Origin of the sequence: Actinomadura sp. RB99 (assembly GCF_014706005.1) — a bacterium.
Lineage (GTDB): Bacteria > Actinomycetota > Actinomycetes > Streptosporangiales > Streptosporangiaceae > Spirillospora.
Window position 1 is genome coordinate 13,094 of sequence record NZ_JABMCA010000075.1, and the last position, 20,252, is coordinate 33,345.

13 protein-coding genes are annotated in these 20,252 nt (G+C 74.2%); 6 read left to right on the forward strand and 7 right to left on the reverse strand.

What is annotated here, in order from left to right:
• Positions 1–8: 8 nt before the first annotated feature.
• The 3 genes from amrb99_RS40640 to amrb99_RS40650 form a co-directional block, all read right to left on the reverse strand.
• Positions 9–3,284: a sialidase family protein gene (locus amrb99_RS40640; RefSeq protein ID WP_190866614.1), complete on the reverse strand. Its 3,276-nt coding sequence runs from the start codon at positions 3,282–3,284 to the stop codon at positions 9–11.
• Positions 3,285–3,396: 112 nt separating this feature from the next.
• Positions 3,397–4,521, reverse strand: a complete 1,125-nt coding sequence (locus tag amrb99_RS40645; protein WP_190866616.1) for an alpha/beta hydrolase-fold protein — start codon at positions 4,519–4,521, stop codon at positions 3,397–3,399.
• Positions 4,522–4,573: 52 nt separating this feature from the next.
• On the reverse strand, positions 4,574–6,136 hold the full coding sequence (locus amrb99_RS40650) for a sulfatase (protein ID WP_194737611.1): 1,563 nt from the start codon (positions 6,134–6,136) through the stop codon (positions 4,574–4,576).
• Between the two features lie 132 nt (positions 6,137–6,268).
• On the opposite strand from amrb99_RS40650, the gene amrb99_RS40655 reads away from it, so the two are divergent.
• Complete coding sequence (locus amrb99_RS40655; RefSeq protein ID WP_190866618.1) at positions 6,269–7,717, forward strand: family 43 glycosylhydrolase; 1,449 nt, start codon at positions 6,269–6,271, stop codon at positions 7,715–7,717.
• Between the two features lie 81 nt (positions 7,718–7,798).
• On the opposite strand, the gene amrb99_RS40660 is transcribed toward amrb99_RS40655, so the two are convergent.
• Genes amrb99_RS40660 through amrb99_RS40675 form a run of 4 tightly spaced genes read right to left on the reverse strand, consistent with a single transcriptional unit; the run spans position 7,799 to position 12,905 of the window.
• Positions 7,799–9,451 carry a glycosyltransferase family 39 protein gene (locus amrb99_RS40660; RefSeq protein WP_190866620.1) on the reverse strand — a complete coding sequence of 551 codons (1,653 nt, stop codon included), beginning with the start codon at positions 9,449–9,451 and terminating at the stop codon, positions 7,799–7,801.
• On the reverse strand, positions 9,429–10,376 hold the full coding sequence (locus amrb99_RS40665) for a glycosyltransferase (RefSeq protein ID WP_190866622.1): 948 nt from the start codon (positions 10,374–10,376) through the stop codon (positions 9,429–9,431). Before amrb99_RS40665 ends, amrb99_RS40660 begins: the two co-directional genes overlap by 23 nt.
• The gene (locus amrb99_RS40670; protein WP_190866625.1) at positions 10,373–11,566 is read right to left on the reverse strand and encodes a hypothetical protein; all 1,194 of its coding nucleotides are present in this window, start codon (positions 11,564–11,566) and stop codon (positions 10,373–10,375) included. Before amrb99_RS40670 ends, amrb99_RS40665 begins: the two co-directional genes overlap by 4 nt.
• A 7-nt stretch (positions 11,567–11,573) precedes the next feature.
• Positions 11,574–12,905, reverse strand: a complete 1,332-nt coding sequence (locus amrb99_RS40675; RefSeq protein ID WP_190866627.1) for a hypothetical protein — start codon at positions 12,903–12,905, stop codon at positions 11,574–11,576.
• A 140-nt stretch (positions 12,906–13,045) separates the two neighbouring features.
• Between amrb99_RS40675 and glf the strand changes: the two genes are divergently transcribed.
• The 5 genes from glf (at position 13,046) to amrb99_RS40700 (ending at position 20,217) form a co-directional block, all read left to right on the forward strand.
• Complete coding sequence (gene glf / locus amrb99_RS40680; RefSeq protein WP_190866629.1) at positions 13,046–14,221, forward strand: UDP-galactopyranose mutase; 1,176 nt, start codon at positions 13,046–13,048, stop codon at positions 14,219–14,221.
• Complete coding sequence (locus amrb99_RS40685; protein ID WP_190866631.1) at positions 14,218–16,212, forward strand: glycosyltransferase; 1,995 nt, start codon at positions 14,218–14,220, stop codon at positions 16,210–16,212. Before glf ends, amrb99_RS40685 begins: the two co-directional genes overlap by 4 nt.
• Complete coding sequence (locus amrb99_RS40690) at positions 16,209–17,087, forward strand: ABC transporter permease (RefSeq protein ID WP_190866633.1); 879 nt, start codon at positions 16,209–16,211, stop codon at positions 17,085–17,087. The genes amrb99_RS40685 and amrb99_RS40690 overlap by 4 nt, the downstream gene beginning before the upstream one ends.
• A 3-nt stretch (positions 17,088–17,090) precedes the next feature.
• Entirely contained in the window at positions 17,091–17,867 is a 777-nt protein-coding gene (locus amrb99_RS40695) for an ABC transporter ATP-binding protein (RefSeq protein WP_190866635.1), read from the forward strand.
• Between the two features lie 304 nt (positions 17,868–18,171).
• The gene (locus amrb99_RS40700) at positions 18,172–20,217 is read left to right on the forward strand and encodes a hypothetical protein (RefSeq protein WP_241756407.1); all 2,046 of its coding nucleotides are present in this window, start codon (positions 18,172–18,174) and stop codon (positions 20,215–20,217) included.
• The last annotated feature ends 35 nt before the right edge of the window (positions 20,218–20,252 follow it).

The window sequence follows — 20,252 nt, forward strand, 5'->3', positions numbered from 1 at the left end:
TTCCGCTCCTACTTGGCCGGACGGCTCCACAGGACGGGCTGCTGGCCGTTGCGGTCCGCGGTGCCGCCGACGCCGAGCAGCGTCCCGCCCGCCACCGCCAGCCCGGTGATCTCCTGGTCGCCGGGGCCCGCCAGCCCCTTGCCGGACGGGGTCGAGACCGTCCAGGACGCGCCGTCCGCGGACTTCCACGCCACCACGTCGGCCGAGCCCGCGTCGCCCGCCGTGCCCGCCGCGGAGAACCCGGCGCCGGTCGCGGCCAGCGCGGTGACCCGCACGGCCTTCGCGCCGCCCGGCGACGGGAGCTGCACCGCCTTCCAGGTGCGGCCGCCGTCGGCGGACACGTAGCCGAGCGCGACCGTGCCGGACGTCGTCCGTCCCTCACCGGCCGCCACGATCGTGTTGCCCTGCGCGCTGACCTGCGTCAGCGAGCCGTCCGTCGTCCCGGACGGCAGCGGAAGCTGCTTCAGCGTCCACTGCTTGCCGTCCTGCGAGGTCCACACGGCCGGCCGGTCGGCGGTGGCGGCCTTGGCGGCGGGGTCGCGCAGGCCGCCCGCGGCCGCGAACCCGAAGCCGCCCGCGGCGACCGAGCGCAGCCAGCGGTCGGAGTTCGGCAGCGCGTTCAGCCCGCTGTTCCCGACGCCCCTGCCGCGCTCCCACGTCTTCAGGTCGGCGGAGAACCAGGTGGCGGCGGACGCGCCGTCCTCGCCGACGATCACGTAGCCGGCCGGGCCCGCCGCGGTGGCGTAGGTCGCGAGCTGGTTGCGGCCGGGCCGGAACGCGTCAGCGCCGTCCGCGGCCTGCCAGCCCGAGCCGTCGGAGGAGGTCACGACGAGCGGCTGGTGCGGCGCGGCCCGGTCGAACCCGACCGCGAGCCACCCCTGCCTGCCCGCGGCGACGCTGAGCAGCCGCTGCCCGCCGGGCCGGGAGAACGCGGCGCCGGCGCCCTGCGCCCGCGTCCACGTCTTCCCGTCACCGGACACCCAGGCGGCCGCCTCGCCGCCCGCGCTGCCCACCGCGACGGTCTTGCCGCCGTCGGAGCCGAGCGCGGTGACGGTGTGGTCGCGGCGCACCGCGCCCGGCACCTTCGCCAGGTCGACCGGGACCTCGGCGCCCTTGGCGTCCAGCACGGTGAGCATGGCGTTCTGGTCGCCGCCGCCGTTCTGGAAGCCGACGACGACGCTCTGCCCGGCGGCCGACGCCGACGACCGCACCGTGCGGCCGGGCTGGGCCGGGACGGAGCCCGCGTCCTGCCAGGTGTTGCCGTCCGCGCTGCGCGACACCAGGAGGTCGCGGCCCCGCACGACGACCGCGGCGAACCCGTTCGCGTCGCCGAGCACGGTCGAGACGCTCCGGTAGCCGGACGCCTTGAGCTGCCCCGCCTTCGTCCAGGTCTTGCCGTCCTTGGACGTGAACGCCTGCCCGTAGGGGCCGTTGATCTCGCGGATGGCGAGGAAGCCGGTGGGGCCGCCGCCGACCATCAGGCCGTGCGTGCCCTTCGGCGCGGGCACCTCGGTGGTGTCCCAGGTGCTCCCGCCGTCCTCCGAGCGGAACGTGCGGCGGAACCGGGCGGGCTTCTTCGGGTCCGGCGCGTGGATCGCCTCGACGACCACCGCGTTCCCGGACGCCGCCGCCGTGACCAGCGCGAGCTGCCCGTTCCGCACCGGCAGGCCGAGCTGGCCGCCGCTCTTGATGGCCCAGCTCGCGCCGTCGCCGGACGTCCAGACGGCGGGCTCGGCGTCGCTGAAGTCGCCCTTCTTGGACGAGGCGCCGATCGCCATGAACCCGTCGCCGGTGCCGATGACCTGCTTCACCCGCGTGTGGCCGCCGAACGGCAGCGCGGCCTGGTCGGGCTGCCGCGTCCAGCTCCTGCCGTCCTGGCTCGTCCACAGCACGGGGCCGGCCGTGCCGGCGCCGATCGCGACCCAGCCGTGCCCGCCGCCGCCGACCAGCCGGGGCGTGTCGTCGGGGGTGCCGCCGGTGCCCTTGACCTCGGCGGACGTGTAGGTCCGGCCGCCGTCGGAGGAGACGAGGAACTCGGGGCGCGAGCCGGCCACGCCGGACTCCGCGCCGACGGCCACCACGGTCGAGCCGGCCGCCGCGACGTCGGTCAGCCGCTGGTCGAGCCCGTCGTGCCCGCCCTGCCCGGCCGCGAACAGCGACCCGGCGAGCCGGACGCCCGCGGCGGAGCCGCCGTCGTCGTCACCGCCGCTCTGGGAGACGAAGTAGTAGCCGCCGCCCGCGAGGACGGCGACGGCCGCCAGACCGGCGACGCCGATGAGGATCGGCTTCTTGGACCGCTTCGCGCCCTTCTTCTTCGGCTCGGTGCGCCACGGCTCGTCGATCGTCGGGGGCGCCGGGGTGACGGGCGGGCCGAGCGGCGCCGCCTGCGGCCCGGGGAGCTGCTGCGACGGGACGCCCGGGATCTCCTGGGCGTAGGGGAACGGCTCGGGCCCGCCGAGCACGGGCTTGTTGTCCGGGATCTCCTGCGCCCAGGGGAACGGCTCGTGCGCGGGCTGCGCGGGGCCGGGCTGCACGGGGCCGGGGAGCGGCGGGGCGGGCTGCGGCGTGGCCTGGGGCGTGGGCGGCAGGGCGGCGTGCGGGTTGCCGGGGATCTCCTGCGCCCACGGGAACGGCTCGGGCGCCGCCGGGGGCGGCGCGGGGACGTCCTGGGCGTAGGGGAACGGCGCGGGCGGCTGCGGGGCCGGCGGCTGCTGCGCGAAGGGCGGCGGGGCCGGAGGCTGGACGGGCGGCTGCGGCGCGGCCGGCGGCTGCTGGGAGGCGGCGGGACGCTCCACGCGGGTGACGTCCGCTTCCTCGTCCTCGTCGTCGTCGCGGCCCGTGTTCCCGAGCCAGGCGGAGGCGTCCAGGATGGTCTGGTCGCCGATCGGGTCACCGGAAGCCGGGCCACCGGAGGCCGGGCCGGCGGGTGCGGCGGCAGGCGCGCCGGGGAACGGCGGGAGCGGCGGAGGATCGGCGGGCTCACCGCCGCCGCCCTCGCCCCCTCCCGGGTTCCCGGTCGAGAACACCTGCGTGCGCATCATCCCGCTGATGTCGATGTCGCTGACCGTCCGGTCGGACTCGTCGTCCTCCGGCTCGGGCAGCGGCTCCCCGAACGGCGGCGGCTGCTCCGCCGGCTCGGGCAGCAGCGGCGTGGCGCCGGACGGGCCCTGCTCGGCCAGCCACTGGGGAGGCGGCGGCGCCTGCCCCGGCCGCCCGGCGTCGGGACGCTCGACCTCGCCCTGCCCGGGCCCGTGGTCGCCGTCCTGCTTTCCGGTCGAAGTCACGCCCGCACTCCCAGCCCTGAGGTCACGTACACGTCGCCCGCGTGTCAGATGGTCGTGAGCGATGATAATGGGGCATTCGCCCCCGGGGGCCGCGTTGCGGACCGTACCGCCGTCACCCGGCCTTCAGCCGGCCGTTCATCCACTGCATGATCTCGGGCGTCAGCCGGGTGAACGTGCCGAAGTTGTGGCCGCCGTCGTCGGGGAACAGCGTGTCCACCCGCAGCGGCGGCTTCGCCGCCTGGATGAACTGCTGCGCCTGCCGGTACCCCTTCTCCACCTTGCTGGAGGCCAGCAGGACCGACGTCGGCGGGGACGGCAGGTTCCGCACCCGCCAGAGCAGGTCGTTGTCGTTGCGGACCTTCGGGCTGCCGCCGTACAGCTCGCCGGTCGTCGCGTCCTTGATCGCGTGCAGGTAGCCGCCGAGGGACGCGCCCGCCGCGAACCGGTCGGAGTGCATCATGGCCAGCTTCACCGCGCAGTAGCCGCCGGTCGACTGGCCCATCACCCCCCAGCCCTGCTCGTCGGCCGCCAGCCGGTAGGTCGCGCTCAGCGCCTTCGGGACGTCCTGCGCGAAGAACGCGAGGGACTGCGGCCCGCTCGGCACGTCGGTGCACTCGGTGTCGCGCGGCGGGGCGACCATCGTCCGGGTGATGACGTAGACGGTCGGCTGGATCGTTCCGTTGCGCATGTCCTTGGCGGCGAGCTTCACCATCGCCTGCCGCTCGATGATGCCGCGCGGGTCGCCCGGGTAGCCGGCGAGGACGAGCGCCACCGGGAACCGGCGGTCCTTGAACTGCGGCTGGAAGTACTGCGGCGGCAGGTAGACGAACGCCTGCACCTGCAGGCCGGTCCGCGCGCCGCGGATCGTCGTCTGCTCCAGCCGCCCGTCCCGTTCCGGGTCGTGCAGGCCCTGCTTCACCGACAGCGGCGAGACGGTCCGCGCGAGCGGGCCGCCCGACCAGGCGCCCTGGCCCGCCTTGGCGCCGTGCACCGCGACGGGCCCGTCCAGCCGGCCGAGCAGGTCGCTCCAGCTGTTGTAGAAGAGGAAGTAGGCGTTCATCCCGGTGACGAGGGCGAGCGTGATGAACAGCTGGCAGCCGACCAGCAGCCCGCCGCGGGCGGCCTGCGCGCCGAGCCCGCGGCCGGTGATCCTCGGCAGCGCCCACAGCGTGCCGGCCAGCGCCGCCACGGCGAGCAGGCAGACGAGGACCACGAAGGCCGTGCCGGTCAGCTGCATGGGTCGTGCTCCCCCTTCGTCGGGCCGCCGGGCCCGGCCGAGCCGGTCCGGCTCACTGGGCCCGGCCCGCGGACGCGCAGCTCTGCCCCGAGCACCGGACGAGGGCGTTCAGCTGCTCCGACAGCTGCCGCCGCCGCTCCTCGGGCAGCCGCTTCGCGGCGTTGTCCAGCTCGTTCGGATCGCGCGCCAGGTCGTAGTACTCGCGCTCGCCGTCGGCGTACTCGACGTAGAGCGCGTCGTTCGTGCGGATCGCGTTGTAGGTCGTCGGCGCGCCCGGCGCGGAGTCCTGCCGGTCCGGGTCGTCGCGCGACGGCGCGGGCTTGACGTGCTCGATCAGCGCCGCCTGCCGCCAGTCGCCGGGCGCCTCGCCGCGCAGGAACGGCACCAGCGACCGGCCGTCGGTGCCCGGCGGCGCGGGCAGCCCGGCGAGGCCGAGGAAGGTGGGGGCGAGGTCGGTGTTCTGCGCGAACGCGCCGACGTGCCGCCCCGCGCCGACGCCGGGCCCGGTGACGACGTACGGGACGTGGATGTCGACGTCGAACGCGGTCATCTTGCCGCCGGCGAGCCGGTGCTCGCCCATGTGGAAGCCGTTGTCCGAGCCGAAGACCACGTAGGTGTCGCGGTCGATGCCGAGCGTCGCCAGCTCGCCGCGGATGCGGCCGATCATGTCGTCGACGGACTGCACCATCCGGACCCGGTCGCGGAACCCCTCGTCGATCCGGGCGATCGCGCCCTTGCCGAGCTTGGGGTGCTTGCGCAGCCAGGACGGCTTGTCGCGGACGTCCCTCTCGTTGAACGCCGGCGACCGGGGCGCCTTCAGGCCGGCGAACTTGTCGGCGTACCGGGGCGCGGACACGAACGGGCCGTGCGGCGCGAACGTGGAGATCTCCATGAAGAACGGCTTGGACGAGCCGCCGGCGCGCTGCACGAAGTCGGTGCCCTTGTTCGCCAGGACGTCGGTCAGGTAGTCCTGCGGCTGGTGGCCGTAGTTGATGAGGCGGCCGTTCTCGTTCAGGTTGTAGTCGTACTCGGGGTAGCCGTTGCCCGCGACGTACCACTCGCTCCAGCCGGGCGGCACGTACGGGCGGGGGCCGCCCTGCTTGTCGCCGGGGAGGTAGCCGTTCATGTACTTGCCGAGGAACGCGGTCCGGTACCCGGCCTTCTGCAGGGCGGGCCCGAACGAGTTCCGCTCGCCGCCGTTCTGCTGGAAGACCTGGTAGCCGCCGAGCGGCGGGAAGTTGGTGCGGACCTTGGTGTTGTGCGGGTAGAGCCCGGTGAAGATGGTCGCCCGGGACGTGCAGCACAGCGAGTCCGCCATGAAGAACTTGTCGAAGGTCAGGCCGTCCCGCTGCATCTTCTGCACCTGCGGCATGTGCGCGATGAGGTTCCACGACAGGTCGTCGGTGAGCACGAAGATGATGTTCGGCTTCTTGGCGGGCTGGGTGGCGGCGATGCGGTGCCGCTTGCCGCTCCCGCCGGAGCAGGCCGCGAGGCCGGCGGCGAGGAGGGCGGTGAGCAGGAGTGCGAGGACGGTCCGGCCGCGGGTCGGGCGGGCAGGGGGACGGCGGGTGCGGGGGGTCGCCGAAGGCGGCTCGCACCGCTGTTCCCGGATCAACGTCCGCCTCTCCTCGACCAACAACCCCGCCAGCAGGGTACCCAGCCTTACGTGTGATTCGGGTGGGTGCCTGGTGGTTCGCGTGACTTGGGGTTTGTTGGCATCATGCGGGTGGGCTGAAGGGGAGGTCAGGTGAGGCTGCGAACGGTCCGCCCCGCGCCCCGCGCGGCCGCGAGCGCGTCGGCCGCCGTCCTGGCCCTCGCCCTGCTGCTCTGCACCGGCTGCGCCGCCGGGACGTCCCGCGCCGGGGCGCGCCCGTCCGGCCGGTCCGGTGCCGCCGCGCCGCCCGCCCCGCAGGGCGCGGCGACGGCTCCGGTCACGGCGCCGGGCTACTCGCCCCGCGAGCCTGTGATCGGCTCCTCATTCGCCGACCCGTCGGTGATCAAGGCGGGGGACGCGTACTACGCCTACGGCACCAACGACGCCGGCGCCAACATGCCGGTCGCGTCCGCCCCCGACGTCACCGGCCCGTGGAAGCGGCGCGCCTCCGACGGCCTGGTCCGGCTGCCGTCCTGGGCCACCAGCGGCCGGACGTGGGCGCCGGAGGTGGTCCCGCCCGGCGCCGGCAACGGCAGCTACGTGCTCTACTTCACCGCGCGCCACAAGGAGAAGGACAAGCAGTGCGTCGGGGTGGCGACCGCGTCGTCCCCGGCGGGCCCGTTCGTCGCCCTGGAGGGCGATCCGCTGGTGTGCCCGCTCGACCTCGGCGGCGCCATCGACCCGTCCTCGTTCGTCGACCGGGACGGCGGCCGCTACCTGCTCTACAAGACCGACGCCCGCAAGACCGCCGCGATCTGGCTGGTGCGGCTCAGCCCGGACGGCCTGTACCTCGCCGGTCCGCCGCGCAAGATCATGGCGCGCGGGAAGGACGACCCGGTGCTGGTCGAGTCCCCGGCCCTCGTCTTCCGGGGCGGCAAGTACGTGCTGCTCTACTCGGCGGGCTGGTACTTCGAGACGAACTACCAGACCAGGTACGCCGTGTCCGCGTCGCTGAACGGCCCGTACGAGAAGGCGAAGGAGCCGCTGCAGAGCACCGGCCGGTACGACGACGACGTCAAGGGGCCGGGCGGGGCGAGCATCGTGACCGACGCGAGCGGCGACCACCTGGTGTTCCACGGGCTGCTGGACTACCGCTCCAGCAAGCACATCCGGCGCGGCATGTACGTCGCGGCGCTCGCGTGGAACGGCCCGCAACCCGTCCTGCAGGGCGTCCCCACGCGCTACGAGGCCGAGCAGGGGCGGCTCAACGGCTGCGTCTCCGCGCTGCCGCGGCCGAACGCCTCGGGCGGACGCGTCGCGGGCCCGTTCGACCGCGACGGCTGCGGCCTCGACGTCCCGGTCCTCGCGCCCGCCGCCGGGCGGTACTCGGTGAAGGTCGCGTACGCCAACCGGTCGGGCAACGAGTCCCACCTGCGGTTCTCGGCGAACGGGACCCCGGAGACGACGCTCACGCTCCGCAGGACGCAGGGGTCGGACTGGACGTCCACCGAGGTCCAGGTCGACCTGAACGCGGGCTGGAACACCGTCGGGCTGGCGCGCGGCGACGGCCAGGGCCAGATCGACTACCTGGAAGTCCGCTAGCGCTCCGAAGGCTTCGCCGTGCGGCTAGGGCTTCGCCGTGCGGCTAGGGCTTCGGTGTGCGGCTAGGGCTTCGGTGTGCGGCTAGGGCTTCGCCGTGCCGGCGGGCGGCCTGGGCGTGGCGGTGCGGGTCTTGGGAGACGTGGTGCGGGTCTTGAGCACCGTCCGGTGCGGCTTCGCGGCGGGCCCGTGCGGCTTCGACGGGGACTCGTACGGGCCGGTGCGCACGTACAGCGTCAGCTTCCCGCCCTTGTACGTCCAGACGCGGGCGATCCGCCAGGGGCCGGTGGCCCGGATCATCAGCCGGCGCCGTCCCACCAGGGGCCCCGGGCGCTTGCCGAGCGACCGGCTGCCCATCACCCACAGGCGCTGCGCCCGGCTGAGGGGGCCGCGCAGCTCGTTGGGGAACTTGTCCCTGCCCAGGATGTTGCCCGCGCGCACCGGGTCCTCGGCCATGCCGACGTCGTCGAGGCGGCCGAACGCGTCCGGGTAGGCGGCGGCGTCCCAGCGCACGACGGCGCCGAGGTAGAGGATCGCGTCCCCCCGGTGCGCCTCGCGGCGGACGACGTCGGCGGGCGTGCGCAGGTCGTCCAGCTTCGCGTCCTGCCGCCGGACGTCCAGCTGGGTGGGCACCGTCACCGCGACCATCGCGACCGCCACCGCCGCCGCGAGCAGGGCGCCGAGGGGAGGACGGCCCACGCCCGCGAGCAGCGCGAGGCCCGCCCCGGTCAGCAGGGACAGCGCGGGCAGGCAGAACAGCACGTACCGGTCGATGAACATGGGGTCGGCCACCAGCGACACGCCGATCAGCACCGCCGGCGGCAGCAGCAGCCACGGCACCGCCACGGCGGTGAGGGGCGCGCCGGAGTCCCGGCCGCGGGCCCGGACGCCCGCGACGGCGCCGGCCACCGCCAGCGCGAGGACCGGCGCGACCAGCCAGTGGTTGCCGGTCATGAACTTCAGGAGCCGCCAGACGGTGGTCGACGACGGCCTCGGCAGCCAGTTGACCTGGTCGGACTGGCTCTGCGCGGCCAGCACGAACGGGATCAGGGCGGCGCCGGCGAGGCCGCCGCAGACCGGCCACCGCAGCCACGTGCGGGGCGCCCTGTCGCGCGTCGCCAGGAGCGTGACGCCGTGCGCCGGGAGCAGCAGCAGGGCGTCGAGGTTGAGGAGGCCGAGGAACGCGATCGCGACGCCGTAGCCCGCGAGCCACCGCCAGGGGTGTCGCCCGCCCGGGCCGACGCCCCGGACGAGCAGGTAGGTGGCGAGCACCGCCACCGCCGTCACCATCGCGTACGAGCGGGCCTCGATCGCGTACTTGGAGGCGGCGACGGAACCCGCGTAGACCAGCCCGGCGAAGAGCCCCGCGAGCGGGCCCGCGCAGCGCCGCCCGATCAGCACGATCCCGGCGGCGGCGGCCGCGGTGGCCAGCGCGCTCGGTAACCGCAGCGCCACCTCGCCGTCGCCGAAGACCATCACCCACGGCCGCATGATCAGGTAGTAGAGGGCGTGGACGAGGTCGAGATGGTGGAAGACGCGCAGCATCTGCCCGGTGGGCCGGCCGGTCACGCTGACCGTGGCCGCCTCGTCCAGCCAGAACGCCGGGCCGCCGATCCCCGCGACGGTGACGGCCAGCGCCGCGGCCGCCGCGGCCAGCGGCGCCGCCGGCCCGGCGAGCCACCGCGCGCGCTGGGGGGCCTCGTCCCGGGCGGGACTATCGAGGGCGAGGCGCGTCATCGGGAAGTACCTCCAGGCCGGCCTCGCGCAGCAGGTCGGCGGTCGGTCTCGGCCGGCTGAGCAGCCCTTCGCGGACGCCGCGCGCCAGGGCGCGGCGCAGCACGGCGCGGTCCCGGGATCCGGCGAAGGTGCGGGCCCAGCGCCGCAGCGTCGACCCGGCGTACAGCACCCGCTCCGCGGGGGCGAGCCCGCGGCTGCCGGCGAACAGCCAGATCTTGTTGCGGACCTCGAAGTAGAAGCGGTCGCCCGGGTCGGCGTCGGTCGACCCGAACGTCCTGGTCTTGTGCACCACGACGCTGTCGCGGCAGACCAGCCCGCGGCGGCCGCGCAGCAGCCGCATGGTGAACTCGAAGTCGTCGTTCCACAGGAAGTAGTCGGCGATCGGCAGCCCGCGCTCGCGGACCCGCGCCGCGTCCACGAGGATCGACACGAACGAGGCGGAGCGGACGGGATAGCCGTTCACCGCCTCGGCCCGCGCGCGCTCTGCGGCGGACGCCCGGGGCTTCTGCCGCGGCGTGTTCATCGGGTGGTCGCGGCCGTCCGTCCACACGACCCGGCTGCCGACCAGAACCGGCGCCTCCGCACCGTCCCCGCCGTCGCTCGCCGCCTTCAGCAGCGCGTCGAGCGCGCCCGGCTCGGGGACGGTGTCGTCGTCCATCAGCCAGAGCCAGTCGGCGTCGCCCTTGAGGGCCTGCGCGATGCCCGCCGCGAAACCGCCCGCGCCGCCGGTGTTGCGCGACAGCTCCAGCAGCTCGGCGTCCGGGAACCGGGCCCGCACCATGTCCGCGGTGCCGTCGCCGGACGCGTTGTCCACCACGACGACCCGGTCCGGCGGGCGGGTCTGCGCGCCGAGGGCGGCGAGCGCCTCGGCCAGCAGCGAGATCCGGTTGTAGGTGACGACCACCGCCGCGACGACCGGGCTCATCGGCCCATGCCCGCCCGGCGGACGGCCCGGCGCAGCGCCGGCGCGGGCTGGGCGGACGCGACCTCCAGCAGCCTGCCGAGGCCCTCCTGCACACCGGTGAGGTCGGCGCGCAGCTGCGCGAGCCCGACCCGCTCCCGCGCCTCCGAGAGCCGCTCCAGCAGGTGCACGATCACGTTCGTCGCCGCCTCGGCGACCTCCGACTCGGGCAGGTCGCGAGGCTGCAGCGCGGTCGCGGGACCGCCGGCGGAGGTCAGCTCGTCCAGGTCGCCGTGCACCCGGTACCCGGCGACGCGCAGCGCGGCGACGATCTGGCGGGTGCGCTGCGCCGCCCAGGCGGCGTGCTCGGGCGGCAGGCCCATCGGCGCCCGCCCGCCCGGCTCGGCGGCCGCGGCGAAGGCGCCGCCGGTGAGGTGGGCGCCGACGATCCGCTCGTAGTCGCCGCCGAGCGCCGGAGCGAGCCGGACGTTGAGCCGGCGCAGCAGCTCGGCCTCCAGCACCGACAGCGGCTCGCCCTCCGGGACGCCGGCCGTCTCGCACGCGTCCGGCTCGATGCCGGCGACCTCGCAGAACCGGCTCCACAGCAGCCCGGGCCGCTCGCCCGGCGCCGGGAGGGTGACGACGTGGATCCGCTCGCGGGGCACCGCCGCCTCCCACGTCCGCAGCACCCGGACGGGGTCGTGCAGCCCCCAGAACATCTCGCCGAACGGCTCGGGCGCGTCGATGCCGTGCTCGATGAGGTCGCCGACGAACTGCCCGAACGGGATGGTGTGGGTGTGCCGGATCTGCTCCTGCCAGTCGAGGACGAGCTGGGTGCCGAGGTCGCGGGTGGCGAACACGACGTGCACGTCCGCGTCGCCGAACGACTCCACCGCCCGCTTCGCCTGCTCCTCGGTGGCGCCGCCCAGCAGCTCCTGCGACAGCACGACGCGGTCCCCGTGCCACTCGCGGGCGCGCTTGGCGACGCGGTTCCAGGCCCCGTCCCAGGCGGGGTCGCGGTGCCCGCCCCAGGTCATCTCGCGCAGGTCCATCACGGCGCCGAAGTGCTCCAGCGGCCCCGTGACGGGGTAGCGGACGCCGGCCGCGCCGAGGCGCCGCTGGTTCTCCCAGAACACGCGCTGAAGGAACGCCCCGCCCGCCGTCGGCGCGCCGACGTGAAGGTAGACGGCCTTGGCGGCCTCCGGTGGGGTCATGCGTCGGTCACCTCGTGGTCGTCTCTCCGGCGCCGGTCCCCCCGGCGGCGGCCTGCCTGCGTTCCTCTTGCACCTGCCAGTACGCCTCGCGGAAGCGGGCGACCACGGCGTGGCGCTCGCTCAAGGTCCGGACGGCGCGCTTCACCACCGGGACCGTTCCGTCCACGAGGGCGTCGACGCGCTCGCGCAGCGCGCCGGAGTCGGCGACGAGCAGGTCGAGCAGCTCGGGCGTGCCGAGCCCGGCGTCGGGGAGCCGCGCGATCTCCGCCTCGCACTCGTCGATCCGGCGCAGCACCGCCGCGACGGCGTCGCCGCTCGCGTCGGTGATGTCCGCCCAGCAGGGGTCGTCCGGGTGCTGGCGGCCGTCCGCGGGGGCGGGCGCCGGCACCAGCTCGTCCAGGTCGCCGATGATGTCGTAGCCGGTGCCGGACAGCGCCTCGACCATCCGCCCGGCGCGTTCCACGGCCCACGCGTGGTCCTCGGCGGGCAGCGGGATGCGGGTGGTGGTCTCCCGCCTGGTCAGCACGTCCTGCGCGAGGTGGTGCTTCATCTCCTCGTTGTAGAAGTGCCAGTCGGCGCTCTCGCGGTCGAGGGCGCGGTTCAGGCGGAGCAGCAGCTGCGTCTCTGGAAGCCCGAGCGAGGGGTTGGCGAACCCGGCGTTCAGGTCGCAGGCGTCCGGCGGAAGGCCGAGCGCCCGGCAGAACCGCTGCCACAGCAGGTCGCGGGGGGCGCCGGGGCGCGGGAGCGTCACCACGTGGACGTGCTCGGGCGGCAGGTGCTCGCCCCAGCGGGCGAGGATCTCGACCGGGTCCTGGAGTCCCCAGAACAGCCGGGCGACCTTGGACGCCCGCCAGTCCGGGCGCCGCAGCGCCGCCATGAACTGGGCGAACGTGGTGGTCCAGCGGTTCTTGACGTCCTCCTGCCAGTGCGCGGGGATCTGCCGGGCGAGGTCGCGGACGGTGAAGACGACGTGCACCTCGGCGAAGTCGAGGTCGGCGAGGGCGCGCGCGACGTGCGCGCGGAACGCGGGGGCGAACAGCTCCTGCGAGATGATCGTGGTGCCGCTCCAGCCGCGGGCCTCCTCGACCAGCCGGGTCCAGGCGCCGTCGATGAGCGGGTCGGACGCGGTGCCGAAGAACGCCTGCCGGAGGTCGAACGCGGCGCGGACGTGCTCGGCGTCGTCGTAGCCGGGGTAGAGGAACCCGGCCTCGCGCAGGCGCTCGCGGTTGTGCCACAGGATGTTCTGCAGATACGTGGTCCCGCTCTTGGCCGCTCCCACGTGGAGGTACACCACGGGACGCGGCGAGCGCGCGGGCGCGCCCGGTGAAGGTGCCGCCACCGCATTCCTTGAGTACTTGTACGTCCGCTGATGGAACAGCGGGTATCTTAGCCGTGCATCTGCACCATAGGCGCAGTTTGTCCTCAGGGCTTCCGGCCCCATCCCTGCCCGTCCCCCCGCATGGAGATGGACGTCCTCCAGTGAACGTTGATCTTGTCGTCGTCGGCACGGGGTTCTTCGGGCTCACCGTGGCCGAACGCTGCGCGACCGAACTCGGACTGCGCGTGCTCGTCGTGGACCGCCGCGACCACATCGGCGGCAACGCCTACAGCGAGCCCGAGCCGGAGACCGGCATCGAGATCCACCGGTACGGCGCGCACCTCTTTCACACCTCCAACGAGCGGGTGTGGGACTACGTCAACCGGTTCACGAAGTTCACCGGCTACCAGCACCGCGTCTACTCGACCTTCAAGGGCCGCGTCTACCCGATGCCGATCAACCTCGGCACGGTCTGCGAGTACTTCGGCCGCGTCATGTCCCCGGACGAGGCGCGCGAGCTGATCGCCGGGCAGGCCGGCCTCGCCGGCGGCGCCGAGCCCCGCAACCTGGAGGAGAAGGCGATCTCGCTGATCGGGCGCCCGCTCTACGAGGCGTTCGTGCGCGGCTACACCGCGAAGCAGTGGCAGACCGACCCCCGCGACCTGCCCGCCGAGATCATCACGCGGCTGCCCGTGCGGTACACGTTCGACAACCGGTACTTCAACGACGCCCACGAGGGCCTGCCCGTCGACGGGTACACGGCCTGGCTGGAGCGGATGGCCGACCACCCGAACATCGAGGTGCGGCTGAACACCGACTTCTTCGACATGCGCGGCGACGTCGCGGGACGCGTCCCCGTCGTCTACACCGGCCCGCTGGACCGCTACTTCGACTTCGCCGAGGGCGAGCTCGGCTGGCGCACGCTGGACTTCGAGACCGAGGTCCGGCCGACCGGCGACTTCCAGGGCACCCCCGTCATGAACTACGCCGACGAGGACGTCCCCTACACCCGCATCCACGAGTTCCGCCACTTCCACCCCGAGCGCGACTGGTACCCGCGCGACAAGACGGTGATCATGCGGGAGTACTCGCGGTTCGCGGCCCGCGGCGACGAGCCGTACTACCCGATCAACACCCCCGAGGACCGGGCCAGGCTGCTGCGCTACCGCGAGCTCGCCCGGCACGAGGACGGCGTCGTGTTCGGCGGCCGCCTCGGCACCTACAAGTACCTCGACATGCACATGGCGATCGCCAGCGCGCTCAGCATGGTCGACAACCGGTTGCGGCCGCACTTCACCGAGGGCGCCCGCCTGGTCAGCGGAGGAGCGGACGAGTGACAGCACGATTCGACGGCGGCGAGGCGCCGCTGCGCACCCTGCAGCGCGTCGTCCTGCCGGTCGGCCGCGACCTGGACGTCCTCGCCCTGTACGTGGAGGGGCAGATCGTCCGGGGCGCGGAGGCCCTCGCCGAGGAGACCGCGGTCGAGGCCGGCATCGGCGACCGCCCCGCCGCCGAGGGCGCCGCCGGGCGCGCCGACAGCGTGGGCCGCCGCGCGGTCGTCGTGCCGGTCGGGCAGCGGGTGTCGTTCGCGACGTACTTCAACGCCTTCCCCGCCGGGTACTGGCGCCGCTGGACGCACGTGGACGACGCCGTCCTGCGGGTCCGGCTGCGCGGCGACGCCACCGTCATCGTCTACCGGTCCAGCGCCAAGGGCCACGTGCACCGCGTCGCGTCCGTCCGGGTGGACTGCGAGACGGCGGAGGAGCGCACGTTCGACCTGCCGCTCCAGCCGTTCGTGGACGGCGGCTGGTACTGGTTCGACGTGCTCGCCGGGGAGCGCACCGCGGTGCTGGAGCGCGCCGAGTGGTGCGCGGCGGCGCCCGAGGTGACCCGGCAGGGCACGGTCAGCATCGGCATCACCACCTACAACCGGCCCGCGTTCTGCGTGGAGCAGCTCCTCGCGCTCGGCGAGGCCCCGGAGGTGCTGGACGTCGTCGACGAGATCTTCGTCGTCGACCAGGGCACCGACCGGATCGAGGACCACCCCGACTTCGCCGCGGCCGTCGACGGGCTCGGCGGCCGGCTGCGCGTCATCGACCAGGGCAACCTCGGCGGCTCCGGCGGGTTCTCCCGGGCGATGGACGAGACGGTCCGCGCCGGCCGCAGCGACTACGTCCTGCTGCTGGACGACGACGTGGTGACCGAGACCGAGGGCGTGCTGCGCGCGGTCGCGTTCGCCGACCACGCCAAGACGCCGACGATCGTCGGCGGGCACATGTTCAACCTCTACGTCCGCGGGCAGCTGCACGCCTTCGGCGAGACGATCGAGCGGTACCGCTGGTGGTGGGGCCCCGCCGCGCACACCTGGCGCGAGCACGACTTCGCGGAGGAGGGCAACACGCTGCGCGAGACGCCGTGGCTGCACCGCCGCGTCGACGCCGACTACAACGGCTGGTGGATGTGCCTCATCCCGGTCGAGGTCATCGGCAAGATCGGGCTCTCGATGCCGATGTTCATCAAGTGGGACGACGCCGAGTACGGGATCCGGGCGCAGGCCGCGGGCTTCCCGACGGTGTCGCTGCCCGGCGTCGCGGCGTGGCACGTCCCGTGGCAGGACAAGGACGACGGCGTCGACTGGCAGGCGTACTACCACTGGCGGAACCGGCTGGTCGCCGCGCTGCTGCACTCCCCGTACGAGCACGGCGGCAACCTGCTCAAGGAGAGCTTCATCATCTCGGTGAAGCACGCCCTGGCGATGCAGTACTCCACCGCCGAACTGATGATCATGGCGCTGGAGGACGTGCTGACCGGCCCGGCGCACATGCACGCCGGCATGGTCACCAAGATCTCCGAGGTGCGGGCGGTGCGCGCCGGGTTCACCGACGCGCAGGCCAAGGGCAGCGTCGAGGAGTTCCCGACGGTGCGGCGCAGCAAGCCGCCGAAGCGCGGCCGCAACCCCGCCCCGCCCAAGGGCCGCACCAAGGTGATCAAGACGGCGCTGACCAGCGCCATCAAGCACCTCGGCCCGGTGGACGAGGAGGCGCTGCGCAACCCGCAGGCCGCCGTGCCGCACATCGACCAGCACTGGGGCATGCTGTCGAAGTTCGACAGCGCGCTGGTGTCGTCGGCGGACGGCACGAAGGTCCACTGGTACCAGCGCGACCCGAAGCGGTTCCGCTCGGTGATGCGGCGCAGCGGCCTCCTGCACGCCCGGCTGACCCGCGAGTGGGACGGCCTCGCCGAACGCTACCGCGCCGCCGCGGACCAGCTCGCCTCCCCCGAGGCCTGGAGGGAGACGTTCGACGCCTCCGGATCGGCGCGCGGGTGAGCGCAGGCCACGCCGCGCCGCCCGCCGAACTCCCGCCGCTGGTCGCCCCCGGCACCGACGGCGGGCTGCGGCGGGCCCTGAAGGACCGGTACCTGCTCCGGCTGCTGGTGCGCCGCGAGCTGAAGGCCCGCTACAAGGGGTCGCTGCTCGGGCTCGGCTGGTCCTACGTCCGGCCGGCGGTGCACTTCTCGGTCTACTTCTTCGTGGTCGGGGTCTTCCTCGGCATGAGCAAGCGGGTCCACCACTTCCCGGTCTACCTGTTCTCGGGGATGGTGCTGATCAACCTGTTCACCGAGACGCTGCACTCGTGCACCCGCTCCATCACCGGCAACGCGCCGCTGGTCAAGAAGGTGTTCCTGCCGCGCGAGCTGTTCCCGATGGCGTCGCTGCTGGTGTCGCTGGTGCACTTCCTGCCCGGGTTCGGGATCATGCTGGCGGGGGCGCTGTCCTTCGGCTGGCGGCCCGACCCGGTGGGGCTCGCCGCCGCGGCCCTCGCCTTCGCGATCGTCGTGATCCTGGGGCTCGGCCTCGGGCTGCTGTGCGCGGGCGTGAACGTGTTCTTCCGCGACCTGGAGCAGGTCGTCGACATCCTGATGATCGTCATCACCTGGTCGGTGCCGATGATCTACCCGTGGGTGCACGTCCGGCAGCGGGCGCCCGGCTGGGTGCTCGACCTGTACCTGGCGAACCCGCTGGTGTCGGCGGTCAGCCTGTTCCAGCGCGCGTTCTGGTACCCGACGACGCCGAAGCTCTTCCAGTTCCCGCCGCACCTGTACGGGCGGGCCGGGGTCGCGCTGGCGGCGTCGCTGGTGGTGCTGGTGGCCGGCGTCCTGGTGTTCACGCGGGCCCAGCAGCGATTCGCGCAGGAGTTGTAGCAGATGGAGCAGCACCGGCCGCCCGAGTCGATCGTGATCGACTCGGTGAGCAAGCGTTTCACCCTGCGGCACGCCCGCTCGATCCGGGAGATGACGATCCGGGCCGTGCGCCGCCAGGACCTGTCGGAGAGCTTCAACGCGCTGGACGACGTGAGCCTCACCATCTACCAGGGCGAGACCGTCGCGCTGATGGGGCTGAACGGGTCCGGCAAGAGCACCCTGCTGAAGATGATCTCCGGGGTGATGCGGCCGGACCGCGGCTCGGTCCGGGTCCGCGGCCGGATCGCCGGGCTCATCGACGTCGGCGCGGGCCTGCACCCGGACCTGACGGGCCGGGAGAACGTCTACCTCAACGGCGCGATCCTCGGCATGTCCGAGGCGGAGATCAAGAGCAAGTTCGACGCGATCGTGGAGTTCTCCGGCGTCGAGCGGTTCCTGGACAACCAGGTGCGGTTCTACTCGTCCGGCATGTTCATGCGGCTGGCGTTCTCGATCGCGGCGCACACCGAGCCGGACATCTTCCTCATCGACGAGGTGCTGGCCGTCGGCGACCCGCCGTTCCGGGAGAAGTGCCTGCGGCGGATCCGGGAGCTGCGCGGCGAGGGCCGCACCATGGTGATCGTCGCGCACGACATCCAGATGCTCACCCGGCTGTGCGACCGGGGCGTGACCCTGCGCCGGGGCAAGGTCGTCTTCGACGGCGACCCGGCGGAGGCGGGGCGGCTGTGGCGCGAGGACCGGCAGGCGCGGCAGGCGTCGCTGAAGGCCGGGACCGGCTAGCCGCGGCGGACGCCGCCCGGGCGGGATCAGCCGCCCGGGAGTGGCCTGGGGTGGCCGGGTGCGGCCAATCCGGGGGCGGGCGGGGTGTCCGATGTTTACCCCAGGTGAACCCCGTGACCGAAATGGCGGTCCATGTCGCACTTCCGGGTTCTTGTTCCGGTGAACGTGACACGCGACCCCGGCAGGCTCTTTACTCTTGCCGTGTAGGCGAACCGACACCACCGACACCACCGACCAACTGAACTCCAACCCCCAGGCGTTTCCCCCGTTCCGCGACTCCCAGGGGTCTCACGACGTGACGGACATGGCGAGCGGGTCCGCGATGGCGCGGCTCACACAGGCCGACCGCGTCTACGTGGGCTGGCGCTACGCGCAGGTGCACCCTGACCCGGGCCCGCCCCCCGGCGTGCCCGAGCCGGCCGAGCGGCCGCCGGCCGGGCCGCCCGCGCGGCGTCCCGGCGAGCACCTCGCCGCGCACCCCCTGAGGCTCGCCACCGGCGGCACGTTCGCCGGGGTCGCGCTGTTCCTGGCGTGCGGCATCGCCGGGCTGCTGCCGTGGGCGTTCGCGGGCGTGGCGCTGCTGGCGTGCGGCGTCGTCCTCGCCATCACCGGCGGCGCCCTGTGGCGCGACGAGCAGGCCGTCCGGGAGCGGCTCGCCGACGAGCGGGAGCGCGCCCGGCGCGAGTACGCCCGCCGCGCCCGGGAGCGGGAGGCCGCGCAGCGCGCCTACGACGACGCCCGCCGCGAATGGGAGCGGCGGCACCGCGCGTACGAGAGCCAGCGCGAGTGGTACCCGGTCGCGGTCCCGCCCGGCGTCGACCGGGTGGACGTGGTCGGCGGGACGCTCGCCGGGTGGTCCGCCGCCGTCACCACGATGGGCGCGGCGCGGCTCGCCGTCGGCGCCCGGCTCACCGTCATCGACCTGTCCGAGGGCGCCGTCGCGCACGACCTGCTGCGGCTCGCCGCCGACCGCGGCGACGACCCGCTCGTCTGGGTGCTGCCCGCCGACCTGCCGCGCCTCGACATGTCGCGGGGGCTGAGCCCGGAGGCGCTCGCGGACGTGCTGTCGCTGGTGGTGAGCGCCGGCGAGGAGGAGGGCGGCACCCGCGACCTGTCGTTCGACAACTCGATCCTGGAACGGCTCATCGAGGTCCTCGGGCCGGACGCGACGATCCCGCGGATCACCGCGGCGCTGCGCGTCCTCGCCCAGGTCGGCGACCCGCGCGACGACCTGCGCAAGGGCCTGCTCACCGACGAGCAGCTGGAGCGGGTCGCGACGCTGTTCGGCCGGGACGCCACCGACCGGATCGTGGTCCGCCGCGCGTGGGCGCTCGAAGCGCAGCTGCGCAAGCTGGAGAAGCTCGCGACGGAGCCGGTGGGGCTGCCGCCGTCCCGGCTGCACGTCGTGTCGATGGACCGCCGCGCCGGGGTCCTCACCAACCGGATCCTCGGCACCTACGTGACGACGGCGCTGACGCACCGCATCCGCGAGTCGCCGCCCGGCGGCCGCTGGGACCACACGCTGTTCCTGTGCGGCGCCGAGAAGCTGCGCGGCGACGTCCTGGACCGGCTCATCGACGCCTGCGAGGCGACCGGGACGGGGCTCGTCCTGATGTACCGGTCGATCCCGCGGCACGTCCGCGAGCGCCTCGGCCGCCGGGGCCACGCGGCGGTCGGGTTCATGCGGCTCGGCAACCCCGAGGACGCCCGCGTCGCCGCCGAGCACATCGGCACCGACCAGCCGCTGCTCGTCGCGGAGATCACCGACTCGGCGGGCGAGACGCTGTTCGACGTGGCGGGGGAGAGCTACGCCAGCACCGTCGCCTACGCCCGGCCGCGCGGCGACGGCCTCACCGACCCGGTCTGGTCGCCGCTGCCCGCGCCCGCCGCCGACGACTCCGTGCTGGTCGAGGGGATCAGCTCGGCGACGGCGTGGGGCCGGACGGTCACCGCCGGGGGCGGCGCCGAGAAGCAGCGGTTCCGGGAGCTGCTCATCGAGCCGCCGCAGCTGCAGGAGCTGCCGCCGACCGCGATGGTGTTCACCCACTCCGGCACGACGGGCCGCCGCATCATGCTGGTGGACGCCAACCCCGGCATCATCACGCTGCCGACCGCGCACTCGATGGAGTTCGAGGAGTACCTGCGCGAGCAGGAGGCCCTGGAACGCGCCGCCGCCGAGGAGCCCCAGGACGCGCCCGCCGACGCGCCCGCGCCCGCCGACGCGCCGCCGTCCCCCGCACCCGTGCGCGACGAGGAGCCGCCCGCGCCCCGCGCCCGGCACGCCCTCCCACGCGGCGGCACCCGCTTCCCGCCCCTCAAACCGAACGGCCGCCACAAGGGCTCTCGCTGACGTGCGCTGGCGCGGTGCGGGGGCGGGGGGAAGGA